Source organism: Pseudoalteromonas thalassia (assembly GCF_049257215.1).
Classification (GTDB): domain Bacteria; phylum Pseudomonadota; class Gammaproteobacteria; order Enterobacterales; family Alteromonadaceae; genus Pseudoalteromonas; species Pseudoalteromonas lipolytica_C.
Genome location: NZ_JBMMUE010000014.1, coordinates 1 through 15,877, shown reverse-complemented (window position 1 = coordinate 15,877; position 15,877 = coordinate 1). Strand labels below are relative to the sequence as shown.

Annotated in this window: 17 protein-coding genes; 13 read left to right on the top strand and 4 right to left on the bottom strand. The window is 41.6% G+C overall.

Annotated features, from left to right (window positions below; translation table 11 throughout):
• Positions 1–64 precede the first annotated feature (64 nt).
• Together AAEU31_RS15570 and sthA are read left to right on the top strand one after the other, a co-directional pair.
• Complete coding sequence (locus AAEU31_RS15570; protein ID WP_135922933.1) at positions 65–1,198, top strand: acyl-CoA desaturase; 1,134 nt, start codon at positions 65–67, stop codon at positions 1,196–1,198.
• Between the two features lie 13 nt (positions 1,199–1,211).
• The gene (gene sthA / locus AAEU31_RS15565; RefSeq protein ID WP_421967687.1) at positions 1,212–2,642 is read left to right on the top strand and encodes a Si-specific NAD(P)(+) transhydrogenase; all 1,431 of its coding nucleotides are present in this window, start codon (positions 1,212–1,214) and stop codon (positions 2,640–2,642) included.
• 46 nt (positions 2,643–2,688) lie between these two features.
• On the opposite strand, the gene hemE is transcribed toward sthA, so the two are convergent.
• Positions 2,689–3,753, bottom strand: a complete 1,065-nt coding sequence (hemE, locus tag AAEU31_RS15560; protein WP_054562901.1) for a uroporphyrinogen decarboxylase — start codon at positions 3,751–3,753, stop codon at positions 2,689–2,691.
• A 607-nt stretch (positions 3,754–4,360) separates the two neighbouring features.
• Here hemE and rsd point away from each other — a divergent pair.
• Both rsd and AAEU31_RS15550 read left to right on the top strand, forming a co-directional pair.
• Positions 4,361–4,831, top strand: a complete 471-nt coding sequence (gene rsd / locus AAEU31_RS15555; RefSeq protein WP_135922935.1) for a sigma D regulator — start codon at positions 4,361–4,363, stop codon at positions 4,829–4,831.
• 209 nt (positions 4,832–5,040) lie between these two features.
• Complete coding sequence (locus AAEU31_RS15550; protein ID WP_421967686.1) at positions 5,041–6,087, top strand: S66 peptidase family protein; 1,047 nt, start codon at positions 5,041–5,043, stop codon at positions 6,085–6,087.
• Between the two features lie 55 nt (positions 6,088–6,142).
• Here AAEU31_RS15550 and fkpA read toward each other — a convergent pair whose 3' ends face one another.
• The gene (fkpA, locus tag AAEU31_RS15545) at positions 6,143–6,898 is read right to left on the bottom strand and encodes an FKBP-type peptidyl-prolyl cis-trans isomerase (RefSeq protein WP_135922937.1); all 756 of its coding nucleotides are present in this window, start codon (positions 6,896–6,898) and stop codon (positions 6,143–6,145) included.
• A 202-nt stretch (positions 6,899–7,100) separates the two neighbouring features.
• Between fkpA and AAEU31_RS15540 the strand changes: the two genes are divergently transcribed.
• Both AAEU31_RS15540 and AAEU31_RS15535 read left to right on the top strand, forming a co-directional pair.
• Positions 7,101–8,099: a WD40 repeat domain-containing protein gene (locus AAEU31_RS15540; RefSeq protein WP_138558507.1), complete on the top strand. Its 999-nt coding sequence runs from the start codon at positions 7,101–7,103 to the stop codon at positions 8,097–8,099.
• Complete coding sequence (locus AAEU31_RS15535; RefSeq protein WP_135922939.1) at positions 8,086–8,298, top strand: SlyX family protein; 213 nt, start codon at positions 8,086–8,088, stop codon at positions 8,296–8,298. Before AAEU31_RS15540 ends, AAEU31_RS15535 begins: the two co-directional genes overlap by 14 nt.
• A gap of 22 nt (positions 8,299–8,320) precedes the next feature.
• Here AAEU31_RS15535 and AAEU31_RS15530 read toward each other — a convergent pair whose 3' ends face one another.
• Positions 8,321–8,524: a YheV family putative zinc ribbon protein gene (locus AAEU31_RS15530; RefSeq protein ID WP_135922940.1), complete on the bottom strand. Its 204-nt coding sequence runs from the start codon at positions 8,522–8,524 to the stop codon at positions 8,321–8,323.
• A gap of 129 nt (positions 8,525–8,653) precedes the next feature.
• Between AAEU31_RS15530 and AAEU31_RS15525 the strand changes: the two genes are divergently transcribed.
• The 7 genes from AAEU31_RS15525 (at position 8,654) to AAEU31_RS15495 (ending at position 15,018) form a co-directional block, all read left to right on the top strand.
• Positions 8,654–10,573 carry an ATP-binding cassette domain-containing protein gene (locus tag AAEU31_RS15525; RefSeq protein WP_421967685.1) on the top strand — a complete coding sequence of 640 codons (1,920 nt, stop codon included), beginning with the start codon at positions 8,654–8,656 and terminating at the stop codon, positions 10,571–10,573.
• Positions 10,560–10,991, top strand: coding sequence for a TIGR02444 family protein (locus tag AAEU31_RS15520; protein WP_421967684.1), 432 nt, complete (start codon positions 10,560–10,562; stop codon positions 10,989–10,991). Before AAEU31_RS15525 ends, AAEU31_RS15520 begins: the two co-directional genes overlap by 14 nt.
• Positions 10,992–11,215: 224 nt before the next feature.
• Entirely contained in the window at positions 11,216–11,356 is a 141-nt protein-coding gene (locus AAEU31_RS15515; protein ID WP_074989877.1) for a DUF3149 domain-containing protein, read from the top strand.
• Between the two features lie 146 nt (positions 11,357–11,502).
• The gene (locus tag AAEU31_RS15510) at positions 11,503–12,483 is read left to right on the top strand and encodes a hydrolase (RefSeq protein WP_199527130.1); all 981 of its coding nucleotides are present in this window, start codon (positions 11,503–11,505) and stop codon (positions 12,481–12,483) included.
• Complete coding sequence (locus tag AAEU31_RS15505) at positions 12,480–12,737, top strand: YheU family protein (RefSeq protein WP_421967683.1); 258 nt, start codon at positions 12,480–12,482, stop codon at positions 12,735–12,737. The genes AAEU31_RS15510 and AAEU31_RS15505 overlap by 4 nt, the downstream gene beginning before the upstream one ends.
• 58 nt (positions 12,738–12,795) lie before the next feature.
• On the top strand, positions 12,796–13,989 hold the full coding sequence (locus AAEU31_RS15500) for a dipeptidase (protein ID WP_138558504.1): 1,194 nt from the start codon (positions 12,796–12,798) through the stop codon (positions 13,987–13,989).
• A gap of 120 nt (positions 13,990–14,109) precedes the next feature.
• Positions 14,110–15,018, top strand: coding sequence for a hypothetical protein (locus tag AAEU31_RS15495; protein WP_421967682.1), 909 nt, complete (start codon positions 14,110–14,112; stop codon positions 15,016–15,018).
• Between the two features lie 117 nt (positions 15,019–15,135).
• Here the strand turns inward: AAEU31_RS15495 and AAEU31_RS15490 are convergent.
• The coding region (locus AAEU31_RS15490) for an elongation factor Tu (protein WP_421967681.1) at positions 15,136–15,877 on the bottom strand (742 nt) is incomplete at its 5' end.

The following is a 15,877-nucleotide window of genomic DNA, read 5'->3' as shown; positions in this document are numbered from 1 at the left end:
ATACTTGACGCGAAGAGTTTGAAATACTATTTTAGCGTACAGTTGTACGCCGAGATTAATTTAGATGAAAAAACCACCTATTATTTGGACTAACGTCCTCTTTTTTAGCCTGACATTTTTAGCCGCGATCACTCTTGTACCTTGGTATGGTCTGACTTACGGTTTTACCAGTACACACTGGATCGCATTTGTTGGCTGTATGTTTTATGCAGGACTATCGATTACTGCAGGTTATCACCGCTTATGGGCGCATAAAGCGTATGATGTTCACCCAGTTATTGAAGTGATTTTTGCCTTTGGTGGCGCATTTGCATTACAAAACAGTGCGTTGCACTGGAGTAGCGATCACCGTATTCACCATGGTCAAGTTGATGATCCAATCAAAGACCCTTACGCTGCAACAAATGGCTTTTGGTATAGCCACATTGGTTGGATGCTGCGCGATTATCAAGGTGAAGAATACAGTAACTACAACAACTGCCGTGACTTACAAAAAAATAAAGTAGTAATGTGGCAACATCGTCATTATATGAAATTAGTTATTGCGACTAATTTTGGTATTCCTTTATTGCTAGGTTTAATGCTTGGCGATGTATGGGGTATGTTATTACTAGCCGGTTTACTGCGTTTAGTATTAAGCCAGCACTTTACTTTTTTCATTAACTCAGTTGCGCATATTTGGGGTTCTCGCCCTTACACCGAAAAAAACACGGCACGTGATAATGGCTTTTTAGCATTATTCACCTACGGTGAAGGCTACCATAACTTCCACCATATTTTTGCTAGTGACTATCGCAATGGCATTAAGTGGTATCACTATGATCCTACGAAGTGGATGATCCGCTCATTAGCAGCGCTAGGCCTGGCTTCAAAACTAAAACGCACCCCTGTGGAACGTATTGAAAAAGCCAAAGCCGAAACCTTAATGAATAAAACCCAAGTTCGCCTTGCAAAATTGCCTTTAGCGCAAGATAAGCTTACATTACTACAATCTGAATATGATTTATTGCTGAAGAAGTTGCAGCATTTTTGTGCCTTGCAAAAACGCGTGTTAGACATCAAGAAAAGCAAAATGATGAAACAATGCGAAAAATCAGCATTAATGACACAATATCACGAGCTTGAAGCCGCTTGGGAAAACCAAAAGCAGGCTTGGCTTGCACTAAATGCGAGGTTGTTAAAAGCCTCTTTTAGTTAACATAGGAGCGGCTGTGGCCAAACAACAAGTAAAGCAAAAAGATACTCCATCTTATCAATATGATGCGATCATCATAGGCACAGGTCCTGGCGGTGAAGGTACCGCCATGAACCTGTCTAAAAGTAACAAGAAAGTGGCTGTTATTGAGCGTCAAGAAGCGGTCGGTGGCGGCTGTGTGCACTGGGGTACTATCCCGTCTAAAGCATTACGTCATTCAGTAAGCCGTTATATTGAATATAAAGCAAACCCGCTATTTAATATCAGCGAGCGTCCTAACCGCTTAACTTTCCCTGATATTTTGCACCATGCAAGTAACGTCATCTCAAAGCAATCTAATTTACGTAGCAGCTTTTATGAGCGTAATCGCATTCATATGTATCAAGGCGATGCTGAGTTTATTGATAAACACACCATTAAGGTGACTCACTTAGACGGTTCATTTGAAACTATCAGTGCACAAACAATTGTCATTGCGACGGGGTCACGCCCTTACCGTCCACCTGGTGTAGACTTTACCCACCCACGCATTTACGACAGCGATACAATTTTAGGCCTTGAGCATGACCCTCATCGCGTACTAATTTATGGTGCAGGTGTAATTGGTTGTGAGTACGCCTCTATCTTTAAAGGTTTAGGTGCAAAAGTTGATCTAGTGAATACCCGCGACCGCCTGCTTGCCTTTATGGATGCGGAAATCTCAGATGCACTAAGCTATCACTTTTGGAATAGCGGCATTGTTATTCGTCATAACGAAGAGTTTGATAGAGTAGAAACCCGTGATGATTGTGTGGTGATGCACTTAAAATCTGGCAAGCGAGTAAAAGCTGACTGTATTTTATTTGCTAATGGTCGTACTGGTAATACAGATACGTTAAACCTTGAGGCTGTGGGCCTAAAAGCGGATGGTCGTGGCCAGCTTAGAGTAAATGAAACATACCAAACAGAAGTCGATAATATTTATGCTGTAGGTGATGTAATTGGTTACCCAAGCCTTGCAAGTGCAGCATTTGACCAAGGCCGTATAGCTGCCGATGCGATTGCATGTGGTAATTGCGATGAGAAGCTGATCATTGATATTCCAGCGGGTATTTATACAATTCCTGAAATGAGCTCAGTAGGTAAAACAGAGCAAGAGCTAACTGCAGCGAAAATCCCTTATGAGGTAGGCCGTGCTCAATTTAAGCATTTAGCGCGTGCGCAAATAGCTGGCACCGAGGTAGGTAGCTTAAAGATTCTATTCCATGTTGATACCAAAGAAGTATTGGGCGTGCATTGCTTCGGTGAGCGTGCCTCTGAAATCGTTCACATCGGGCAAGCAATTATGGAACAAAAGAACGGCGGCAATAACATTGATTACTTTGTAAATACCACGTTCAACTACCCGACCATGGCCGAAGCCTATCGCGTAGCCGCATTAAATGGTTTAAATCGTTTGTTTAAATAAATAAAAAAGCCCGCTTAATGCGGGCTTTTTTACGATTAGCTGTTGCTTATTTGTGGTATTTACCGCTGAACTCATGAACGGCGTTAATAAATACACCTGCGTTTTCTGGATCAACATCTGGTGTAATACCATGACCTAAATTAAATACATGGCCAGAGCCTGTACCAAAGTCTTCTAGGATAGTGGCAACTTCTTGGCGAATACGCTCAGGCGTGCCATGCAGCATTGCTGGGTCCATGTTGCCTTGCAGCGCGACTTTATCGCCAACACGACGTTTTGCATCACCGATGTTAATAGTCCAGTCTAGACCTACTGCATCACAGCCTGTTGCTGCAATTGCTTCAATCCACTGACCACCATTTTTAGTAAATAACGTCACTGGCACTTTACGACCATCGTGTTCGCGAATTAAGCCATCAACAATCTTGTGCATGTACTGTAATGAAAACTCATTGTAGTCACGTGGGCTTAATACACCGCCCCATGAGTCAAATACCATTAACGATTGCGCGCCCGCTTTAACTTGCGCGTTTAAATAGTCAATGACTGAGTCAGCTAATTTATCAAGTAGTAAGTGCAGTGTTTGTGGCTCAGCAAAAGCCATTTTTTTGATTTTACCGAATGTTTTGCTGCTGCCACCTTCAACCATATAAGTGGCAAGTGTCCAAGGTGAACCAGAGAAACCAATTAGCGGTACTTCACCTTTTAATTCGCGACGAATCGTACTTACCGCATTCATCACATAACCAAGCTCATCAGTTGGATCGATATTTGGGATTTTTTTAACATCTGCTAATGAAGAAATCGGACGTTCAAATTTCGGACCTTCACCTGTTTCAAAGTAAAGACCTAAGCCCATAGCATCAGGAATAGTTAAAATATCACTGAATAGAATAGCAGCATCAAGCGGATAACGACGTAATGGCTGTAACGTTACTTCACAAGCAAGTTCAGCATTTTTACATAAACTCATAAAGTCGCCTGCTTGGGCGCGTGTAGCGCGGTACTCAGGTAAATAACGGCCAGCTTGGCGCATCATCCATACCGGTGTGACATCAACAGGTTGCTTTTGTAGTGCACGTAAATAACGATCGTTTTTTAATTCGCTCATGCGTATAGAATCCTAGAACTGAATGAAATTGTGCAGATTGTACCACCATATTACACGTCTCACTATGGATAGATAATCATGGCTAGATATAGATCATGTTTTTTAGGTTAGCCTAAGCCTATAGTGCGTTTTTTGAGCAAAAATAAAATAATTTTAAAACTTTTCATTAATAAATTTGCAACATACCAAAAAGCTTGGTATAACTTATCCCGCGTTAACAATAACAACAATAAAAATCTTATAACAAGAAGAACAATAATCTTCCCATAACAATAAGAACGCTTGTTTTAACAAGTCATAGAAAAAGAATTAAACCACCTTTATAGGTGGTTTTTTCTTTTTAGAATCAGCAAATTACCCCCTTCTCCCATTAGATAAGTAATGCAAAATTAACACTAGTAGTTTTGATTTATTTCCCATACACTGCTGTTAGAGCATAAAAGCTTTCCTCAGGTGTCGTTGCGTTGCAATTTCATTGTAAAAAATTACGTACTTAGGATGGCTTTTACAATCTGTTGCAATTAGACACTAAGAATTTAGTTGATCTTTGTGTCATATTTCCTTTTTATATATACAAAGGAAAACCTACTCAGCGAGGAGATGAAATATGCTGACGCGTTTGGAAAAAGCTCAACAAAAATGGGGTGGCAGTCACTCTGTAATAGACAAATGGCTAACAGAGCGCCAAGAATTATTGGTGTTATTCTGTCGTATTGCTGGCTTTTCACCGTACGAGAAGAAAGATCACGCCCTACCGGATCAACTGCAAATTCAGAATTTTTGCCAAATTCTAATGGATTATCTTTCTGCTGGTCACTTTGAAATATATGACGACATCGCAAAAGCCTGCAAAGAGAAAGGCCCTGAAAGCCAAAACCTAGCAAATGCTCTTTACCCGCGTATTTCAGAAACAACTGACGTCGCTCTCGACTTTAATGATAAATATGCTGAAGTTGACAAAGATGACTTACTTGATGAGTTCGATAAAGACTTGTCTACATTAGGTGAGGCACTTGAGTTACGCTTTGAATTAGAAGATGAGTTAATCGATAACCTTTATTCGAATCATACAAGCTAATTTGCGATGACAGCAGAGAAGCATTTCTCTGCTGAAAGTACTAGTAATTTGCACCCAACCATAAATACCTTGCGCCATATAAGTCTAAAAACGGCTTGATTGGTGGTAAAACTTCATCCTCCAAAAGAATCAACTATTCTATTTCGTAACAAAAATTTGAAATAATTCTTTCAATGCGATACTCATATTATAAAAACATGAGGTTCGCTATGAACAAACGGTCATTTTTAAAGTCACTTTCAATCCTTGCCGCTGGCGCAAGTCTAACATCCGCTCCCTTAATGGCTGCTCAGAATAGCAGTACCCAAACATTAATTAAGCCAAAAGCTCTTCCTAAAGGCGGCACAATTGGCATATGTAGCCCCTCTGCCGCCACTGCTGCGCACGCTGATATTTTATTAGCACAAGGCGTTATAGAGGCGCTGGGTTATAAAGCTAAGCTTGCACCAAACATTTTGGCAAGACGAGGGCATTTAGCAGGCACTGATGCGATGCGAGCCGGTGATTTAAACAGTTTATTTAGTGATAACGATGTTGATGCTATTTTGTGTTTACGCGGCGGTTCAGGCGCTGCCCGTATTTTACCTTTACTCGACTACGCAATGATCCGTAACAATCCTAAGCCATTGATGGGCTATTCGGATATTACAGCATTGCATAACGCGTTACTCTCAAAAGCAGGGCTGATCAGCTTTCATGGTCCCAATGCATCGAGTGATTGGAATCCGTTTCATGTAGCGCAATTTAAAGACATGTTCGAAGCGCGTAAACTAATGCATTTTCAAAATTTGCCGAAAGCCGATGATGAGCTCGTTAACACACAATACCTGACCCAAACAATTACTTCAGGAAAGGCTACAGGACAGTTAATTGGAGGTAATTTAACGGTACTGACCGCACTTGCGGGATCAAGCTATTTACCCGATTTTGACGGCGCAATTTTATTTTTAGAAGATATCGACGAAGCGCCCTATCGAATTGACAGAATGATGAGCACACTAAAACTTATGGGCGCACTTGATAAGATTGCAGGCTTTGTATTTGGCGATTGTAATGACTGTAGGCCAGGTCGTGGTTATGGTTCATTAACCCTAGATGATATTTTTGCAGACTATATTAAACCGCTGCGGATTCCTGCTTATCGTGGAGCTATGATTGGCCATATTAAGCGCCAATTTATCTTGCCTGTTGGCACTTTGGTTGAGCTTGATGCAGATGGTGGCACATTAAAAATGACAGAAGCGGCATTTAGTTAATACCAATTCGCGCATAAAAAAAGGGCCATTCGGCCCTTTTTTATTGAGTTAAATATTACTCAGCTGGTACTGCTTTTTCATCGCTTTGGATTTCAAGTAATTCTACTTCGAAAACAAGCGTTGAGTTAGCTGGGATCTTACCAAGATCACGCTCACCGTATGCAAGTTCAGATGGAATAGTGAACTTGTACTTAGAGCCAACTGGCATTAATTGTAAACCTTCAGTCCAACCTGGGATCACACGGTTAAGTGGGAACGTAGTTGGTTCATTACGTGAGTAAGAGCTATCGAACTCAGTGCCGTCTAGTAAAGTACCTTTGTAGTGTACTTTAACAACGTCAGTTGCTACTGGCTTTTCACCTTCACCTTGTGTGATCACTTCGTACTGTAGGCCAGACTCAGTTACTGTAACGCCTTCTTTCTTCGCGTTTTCAGCTAAGAATTTTTCGCCTTCAGCTTTGCTCTTTTCAGCTTCTACTTTCGCTTTTTCTTGTTGTTTAGTGCGAATGCTTTGATCAAGCGCAGTTAACACTTCACGAATTTTTTCATCATCAAGCTTAGCATTACCAGCAAGTGCGTCTTCGAAGCCGCGCTTAAGTAGCGCTTCATCAAGCTCAACACCTAATTCTTTCTTTTCTGCTAGGTCTTGGTTTAAGAAGTTACCAACAGATGCACCAATACCGTATGCTTGTTGTTGTGCTTCAGTCTCTAGTTTAACCTCAGCTTGCTGCTCTTTTTTTGCTTCCTGATTACAAGCTGTAAGCGCTAAAACTGACGCTGCAATCAATGACAATTTAATCGTCTTTCTCATTTTATATCTCCGACACACTTTGCAGTTGTCAATTATTGTATTATTACTAGTTAAAGAGTTACGACCTACGTGGTAGGCTGCTTGTCTAATAACTAAACGTCATGCAAATGCATAAGCTAGTGATTAGACTAACAACCTAGGCCTTCCATGAGACCTAGTCTAACCTCTCAATCACTAAGAGTTAAGGGGAAATACCCGTAATATGTCGATATTTCGTACTTTTTTGTATCTACTGAGCCTTGGCTTGGTTGTTGCTTGCTCAGAACAACATGAGCAATCTACAGCACGCTACGAGCATGCTGCACAAGGAGCATTTGCCTCTGCACTTTCGCACGATGGTAAATACAGCTTAATCTCATCAATACACCATGGGGTCGCGCTGTGGGATAATCAACAGCACGTATTAAAATACCAATGGTTCCAACAGCAAAACCAAGATAGCCTTGTTCATACCGTGGCAATTTCCTATGACAACAGCCATGCTGTTACCGCAGAAAAATCAACCTTTGCTGTATGGGACATCGCCACAGGTGAAAACTCAGGTTATTACAAAATACACGCCTCAACAATCAGAGATATCGCAATTAGTAATCAAGGCCAGAGTGTTTTATATGGTCGCGCCGATGGTGTTGTTGTATACCTGAACTTAGAGACCGGACGTCGAATAGAGTTCCTTGGTCACCAAGAAAAAGTAAATGTTGTTGATTTATCCCCTAACGGCCATTTCGCCATTAGTGGTTCTAATGACTATGTGGCCTACTTTTGGGATACCCGTACAGGGCAAGTCATTCACCGCTTTAATCACCCGACTCGCGTCACGCAAGTTGCCCTTGACCCACAAGGTCGTTATGCATTTACAGCAGACAGTATGAAGCAAGCAAATGTATGGCAACTGACTACAGGTGATCTTGTTAGCAAACTGCAGTATATTGCGCGTCAGAAAATTTTTACCGCCGCTCGCTTTAATGAAGAAGGCAGTTTAATTGCAACTGGGTCACCAAATAGACTCGTCGAATTATGGCAGCTAAACTCAGGTAAAAAGTTACAAACGTGGCAGGTCATTCCTCGTGAAGGAAGTCGCCCAAAATCGGCCGTGGTGTTAGATGTTGCGTTTACTGATAACAGCCAAGCGTTATTAACCGAAAGCTCCAGCGGATTTGCTGAAAGTTTTAATTTAAGAGAATCGAATGAACACAATTGAAAATCGTCTAATGGAACTTGAAGCGAAAGTCGCTTTTCAAGATGAAACAATTGAAATATTGAATGATGAGCTTAAAGCACACCAACAGCAGCTGGCAAAAATGAAACGCCAGACTGAGTTGCTGGCAGAAAAAATCAAAGAAGCACAACAGCCTTCATTAATGTCGCAGATGCAAGAGCCGCCTCCGCCACACTATTAATGTGAGGGTCACAAGCCGGGTGTTATTCGCCCGGCTTAAATACACCAATTACTTGCTCAAACTGGCGGGTTGACGCTTGCACCGCTTTCTCTGGTTGCGTCATTTTATGGCCACACTGTACGCATTCTACTTTTTCAACATCGTGCTCTTTGTATAGCATCATAGTATCCATAGCTTTACACTCAGGGCATGATGCACCGGCGATAAAGCGTTTCTTTTGTCTCATAAATGATCTCCCGTGGCATGTAGGCGGCTATTTTAGCCTAATAATTCTCTGTTTGATACGATTGCGAAGCCTAATGTGATCCGTGTTATGATAAGCAAAATTTAATCTATGCAGTGCAAGTAAACTTTCATGATCCAAATTTCAGACATCGAGCTACTACGAGGTGGCAACGCCTTATTAAAAGGTGCCTCTGCAACCTTATTCCCAGAACATAAGGTTGGCCTTGTGGGCGCTAATGGTTGTGGTAAATCAACCTTGTTCGCGCTATTAAAGTCTGAGTTACAGCTTGATGCTGGTGAATGCCAAATTCCAAAAGATTGGTCAATAGCCTCTGTTAAACAAGAAACACCAGCCCTTGAAATAAGCGCCATAGATTACGTATTACAGGGTCACCCTGAGTACTACACATTAAGAATCGCACTCCGTGAAGCCGAGCAAAATAACGATGGTGATGCGCAAGCAAAAGCACATATTGGTCTAGAACATATTCAAGGCTACAGCATTGAAGCAAAAGCGGGTGAACTATTACACGGTTTAGGTTTTAGTAATGAGCAAATAGACAACCCGGTGAGTGCCTTTTCAGGTGGTTGGCGTATGCGTTTAAACTTAGCACAAGCACTTATTCGTGATGCTGATTTATTGCTGCTGGATGAGCCAACCAACCACTTAGATCTCGATGCTGTTTATTGGCTAGAACGATTCTTACGTGCCTACACAGGCACCCTAGTACTGATTTCTCATGACCGCGAATTCTTAGATGCCGTCGTTGACCAAATTTGGCATATAGACGCACAAAAAATAAATGTTTATAAAGGCAATTACTCGCAATTCGAACGCCAAAAAGCAGAGCGTTTATTACAACAGCAAGCCATGTTCGAAAAGCAGCAAGAACAAATTGCTCATCTAGAAAAGTTTATTACGCGTTTTAAAGCAAAAGCCAGTAAGGCTAAGCAGGCACAAAGCCGAGTAAAAGCCTTAGAACGCATGGAAAAGTTGGCCCCCGCCCATGCTGATTCACCCTTTGATTTTGAGTTTGCTGAGCCTACAGCCCTGCCAAATCCATTAATGACGCTCGACCAAGCTAAAGCTGGCTACGGCGATACCACTATTTTGCATAGCATTAAGCTAAACCTAGTTCCGGGTAGCCGTATTGCGCTGCTTGGCCGAAATGGTGCAGGTAAATCGACATTAATCAAATTATTAGCTGGCGAATTACAACCACAAGCTGGAGAAGTATTTCAGCATCAGGGCTTAAACATTGGTTACTTTGCGCAGCATCAGCTGGAGTCACTCGATCTAAAAGCTAGCGCAGTAACACATTTACAACGCTTAAATCCGCAGGCAACAGAGCAGTCATTACGCGACTTTTTAGGTGGTTTTGCATTCTTTGGCGATAAAGCGCTTGAGCCAGTTGCACCGTTTTCTGGCGGTGAAAAGGCCCGCTTAGTGTTAGCCATGTTAGTGTATCAAAAGCCAAATCTACTGTTACTCGATGAGCCAACTAACCACCTAGATTTAGAAATGCGCCATGCCCTAGTAATGGCGCTACAAGGTTTTGAAGGTGCAATGGTTACTGTATCGCATGACCGTCATATGTTAAAAAATACCGCTGATGAGTATTATCTCGTTGATAACGGCGAAGTAACGCAATTTGGTTATGACCTTGATGCCTATTACCAGTGGCTACTCAACGCCAACAAAGAAGCAGCTAAAAGCAACGAAGACAACGCCCCTAAAGCCCATTCAAGCGTTAACCGCAAAGAGCAAAAACGCTTAGAAGCCGAATTCAGAAAATCAGTGCAGCCGTTGAAAAAGCAAATCGACAAGCTTGAAAAGCAACTTGATAAGTACTCAACAGAGCTTGGGGAAATCGAAAGCGCGCTTGCCGATAATGAATTATACAGTGATGAGAATAAAGCCAAGCTAACCGAGCTACTCGCTAAGCAAGCAAACTTAACTCCAAAGCTTAATGACGTTGAAGAAGAGCTGCTCATGGCACTTGAAGAGCTTGAAGAAAAAGAGCAGGCCTTTGCCGATGAAACCGCTTAATAGCGAGGAATTTTGGCAGTTTGCATGCCATCTTTATAGCGAAGATGGCATGCAAGCAAAGCTATTAGGCTATCAAAACCAGCAAGGTAAAAATGTTAACCTTTGCCTGCTGCTTTATTATCTTGATTCTTTAGAGATGGCTGTAACACTCTCTCAACTGAGTGAACTTGAGTCGTGCATTGCCGAGTTTGATCAACAGGCTTTAAAGCCCCTACGAGCCACACGCGCCTACCTTAAAACCATTCAAACTGAGATTTCAGACTACCCCACCATTCGAAAAGAGCTACTCAGCGCAGAATTAAAACTCGAAAAACAACAACAACAATTACTAATAGACACAGCGAATACCATGATATTCACTCAGCGCACAAATACTAAAAATATAAGGCTTTATGTTGGTAACGAGTTAGCGGGGTAAAGTTTAAAGAGTCGAGGTCATACCTAATTGTAAGGACGGTTCTAATTCGGCACTTCTGTTTATGTTGGGTTTCGCTGCGCTCAAACCAACCTACCTTAATAAACTTGATCCAAATCAACTATTAAATCGCCTTATTTCACATCAGGAAAAATGCTTGATCTGGATCATGTCAGGGTATGCAAAGCCAGCCTATGATTAACCCATAGACATTAGGAGGCACAACCATGAACGTATTCTTTAGAGATTTTTTTAGCGACCCAGTTTTATTTATGTCATTCGGCATATTGGCAGTTGTTATCGTTTTATGCCTTTTCTATGTTGGTTACTTTATTAAAAAAGTTCACGACGCAGAAGTTCCTAAGTAAGAATTAAGCACGACGCACAAAGCCCCTATCCAATTTATTGTTTAGGGGCTTTTTATTTTCAGCAGATAAGCAAAATCTGCTAAAGTGTTCTAAAAATGCAAAAACTTGCTACAATAGCGGCCTGTCTTGTCTTTAAAGTGTTAGCTATGTTACCTGAGTTTAAGCCTGCGTGGTGGATGCGCAATCGCCATTTACAAACCATAATGCCGCGCTTCTTTCGCCCTTTTCATAATACTCGCTACGACTTATCAACAATTAACACGCCTGATGGTGACTTTTTAGAACTGGCATGGGCAACGCCTCACAACGAACAGGCTCCTTTAGCCATTGTATTGCATGGCCTTGAGGGCAATATTAATAGTTTTTATGCCAAAGGCATGATGAAAAAACTCAAGCAGCAAGGCTTTGCTGTGGTGTTAATGCATTTTCGAAACTGCTCACGGGAAGCAAACCGTTTAGCTCGCGCTTATCATAGTGGTGAGACCGAAGATTTACGCTTTTTTATCAACTATCTGAAAAGTAAATTTCCTAAGCGTCCTTTATTTGCTGTCGGCTTTTCACTAGGCGGTAATGTACTGGCAAAGTATTTAGGTGAGCAAGGTAGTAAATCAAATTTAAATGGCGCTGCGGTTGTGTCTGCACCATTTGATTTGTCATCCTCTTGCCAAGTGATCCGCAAAAGCTTAGGTAAAATTTATCAAAAGTATTTGCTCGATCGTATGAAAAAATCAATGCATAGAAAGCTGCCACAAATCGAACAGCAAATTAGCCTAACACCAGAAAAGCTGATGGCAATTGATGATTTATGGCAATTCGACAACATGCTGACTGCACCTCTGCATGGCTTTGCCGATGCTGAAGATTATTATCAGCAAGCAAGTGCCAAACCGTTTTTAAAAGCGATTGCAACGCCTACACTTATTGTACACGCCAAAGATGACCCAATGCTGTCAATTAAAGCTGTACCAAATAGCACTGATGTAAGCGAATATGTTACGCTGCGTATCTCCGAAAAAGGTGGCCATGTTGGTTTTATTAGTGGCAATAACCCGTTTAAACCTATTTACTGGCTTGAGCGTGTTGTACCTGACTATTTTCAACAGTTAGTAACAAAAGAGCAGTTATGATCATTCCACACGAACGCCTCGATAAAGAAACCCTTTACAATTTAATAGAAAGCTATGTATTGCGTGAAGGCACTGATTACGGTGAACAAGAGTTCAGCATTGAAAGTAAGGTAGCCCAAGTTCAGCGGCAATTAAAATCGGGAGAAGCCATGGTGTTCTTTTCCGAGTTACATGAATCTGTGACAATTATTTCAAAAGCAGAGTTCATCGCCCTACAAGCTGATCCCGAGTACCAAGCGTCATTCAACGACTAAACTTGTAACTTTTATCGCAACCCTTCACAATGGCTTTTTAACTTAAAGAGCCATTAAAATGAAAAAACTAAGCTCCTTATTTGCCGCTGTTTCGCTTGCCTTAATTGGGCAAGCCCATGCCGAGGAAGTAACAGCCTCAGCAAAAGCTATCAAGCTAACTAAAGAAACTATTCTAATTGATACCCATATCGACGTTCCGTACCGCATTCATGATAAATGGGCAGATGTTACTAAAGCGACTAGCGATGGCGATTTTGATTACCCTCGAGCCGTAAAAGGTGGCTTAAATGCGCCTTTTATGTCGATTTATATTCCTGCAAATCTTGAATTTGAAGGCAAAGGTAAGAGCTACCAGCTTGCAAATCAGTTAATCGACAGTATGGAAGCCGTTGTACAGCGTGCACCAGAAAAGTTTGCAATTGCCGACTCAACAGACGATGTAAAAGCACAATTTCAGCAAGGCAAAATGTCTATTGCAATGGGTATGGAAAACGGCTCACCGATTGAAGGCGAGATTAAAAACCTTAAGCATTTTTATGACCGTGGCATTCGTTACATCACGCTAGCTCATTCTCAAAGCAACCATATTTCGGACTCTTCATATGACCTTCGCCGTAAATGGAAAGGCCTTAGTCCATTTGGTAAAGAGCTAGTTAAAGAAATGAACAATATTGGCATGCTTGTCGACGTTTCGCATATTTCTGATGACGCGTTTTATCAAGTAATGGAAATCTCAAAAGTACCTGTGATTGCTTCGCACTCATCATTGCGTAAATATACACCGGGCTTTGAGCGTAATATGAATGACGACATGTTATTAGCCCTAAAAAAGAATGGCGGCGTTATTCAAATAAACTTTGGCTCAAGCTTTGTTACATCGCAAGCCGGCTCTTGGTATAACCAGCTCAAAGCAGCGAAAGCAGATAAGAAAAAAGAAGGCACTAAGCTAAGCAAAGATTTTGATGCAGCTTATCGCGCAAAAAATCCATTTCCATTTGCAAGCCTAGAACAAGTACTTGATCACATTGACCATGTAGTTGAACTAATTGGCATTGATTATGTTGGTATTGGTTCTGACTACGATGGCGTCGGGGATTCATTACCTGTAGGCTTAAAAGACGTATCGAGCTACCCGAACCTAGTACAAGGGCTTATGGATCGCGGTTACAGTGATGCAGATATTAAAAAGATTTTAAGTGGCAATATGCTTCGTGTTTGGAAGCAAGCTGAGCAATACGCAGCGAATCACTAATTCTTACCGCCAATAAGCGCTTATTTTTATGTGCTTATTGGCGACTACAACTTCTACTTCATAGCTATTGGTATTTTTATTGGAAAAGGTTAAATTACCTTTTTTAGGAAGGATTTAACTATGCTATTTAGTAAAGGAAACATATCACTTTGCTTAGCTGGAGCAGCTCTTGTAATCTCCTGCTACGGCACCTTTTTTCAAACCAAGCAGCCACTAATAAATCAGTTAGCGACCGACTCAGAGCAACAATACAACTTAGCCAGCAGTGATTTTGATGCTGTTGAGCATGATGATGAGCAAACCTTAGCAAAGTTGAATCAAAGTATTATTTCACTAAAAAAACAAGTTGCCGCGCTCAGGCAAGGTAGCGCATCGCACCAAACTATCACCCCAGATCTAAAAGAATCAGTACTCGCAATCATCGCAGAGAAAGAGCAACAAGCGCTTGAAAAAGCCGAGCAGAATAACCCGATTTATGGTTTTTATAATAGCCTACCTGATGACTACGAATTGAGATTAAAATCGGAACCCGATTATGCTGACAGTCTAAACAAACAACTACGTGAGCAAATTATTGATCCATACCAGTCAGACAAAGACCGCCTCAAAGCCATGGCTCAATTACAAATGAATATGTTTATGCTTGGTAAGCAAACGCTGCCAGAATATGACTACGATATTGCTAATAGCATGCTAAATATCGCGGCCAATAGCCAAGATAATAAACTGCGTGTTCAAGCGATTGAGTTAGTCTCACAATCTCCTATTTTAGACTCAAGATTAACTCAACAATATACACAAATACTCGAACGCGATGACAATGAATATATACGCCGCTTAGCAGCACAAGGGATACTATCGCAATATTTCATAGCAAGAAATGAGCAAGCTGATAATAGCCAACAACTGGCGCAGCAAATTTTAACTATTTATAGGCACCCTATAAACGAGAGTGTAAAAAGCATTATTGATGAAATGATTGGTGACCCGAATATGCTCGATGAGTTAAAGAAATCAGCAGGCGAATAAAGGCGGCAGCTTAACCTTTCGCTCTATACAGCTTAAAGCTTCCAGCTTTTTCACCCATAAAAAAACCCGAGACTAAGCTCGGGTTTTTCTCAATGCTTAATGCATCACTATAGTTGATTACTCAACGATAGATGCAACAACACCAGCACCAACTGTACGGCCACCTTCACGGATAGCGAAGCGTAAACCTTCGTCCATCGCGATTGGGCAGATTAACTCTACAGTCATCTTGATGTTGTCACCAGGCATTACCATTTCTACGCCTTCTGGTAACTGTACGTCACCTGTTACGTCAGTTGTACGGAAGTAGAACTGTGGACGGTAACCTTTGAAGAAAGGAGTGTGACGACCACCTTCATCTTTAGAAAGTACGTATACTTCTGAAGTGAATTTAGTGTGTGGCTTGATTGAACCAGGCTTACAAAGTACTTGACCACGCTCAACGTCTTCACGCTTAGTACCACGTAGTAGTGCACCGATGTTCTCACCCGCACGACCTTCGTCTAGAAGCTTACGGAACATCTCAACACCTGTACAAGTTGTCTTCGTAGTTTCTTTGATACCTACGATTTCAACTTCGTCATTCACGTTGATGATACCAGCTTCAACACGGCCTGTTACTACTGTACCACGACCTTGGATTGAGAATACGTCTTCGATAGGCATGATGAATGGCTTATCGATGTCACGCTCTGGCTCTGGGATGTATGAATCTAGCGCGTCTGCTAGTTCAACGATCTTGTCTTCCCACTCTTTCTCGCCTTCTAACGCTTTAAGCGCAGAACCTTGGATTAGTGGTAAGTCATCACCTGGGAAGTCGTACTCAGAAAGAAGTTCACGAACTTCCATCTCAACTAGC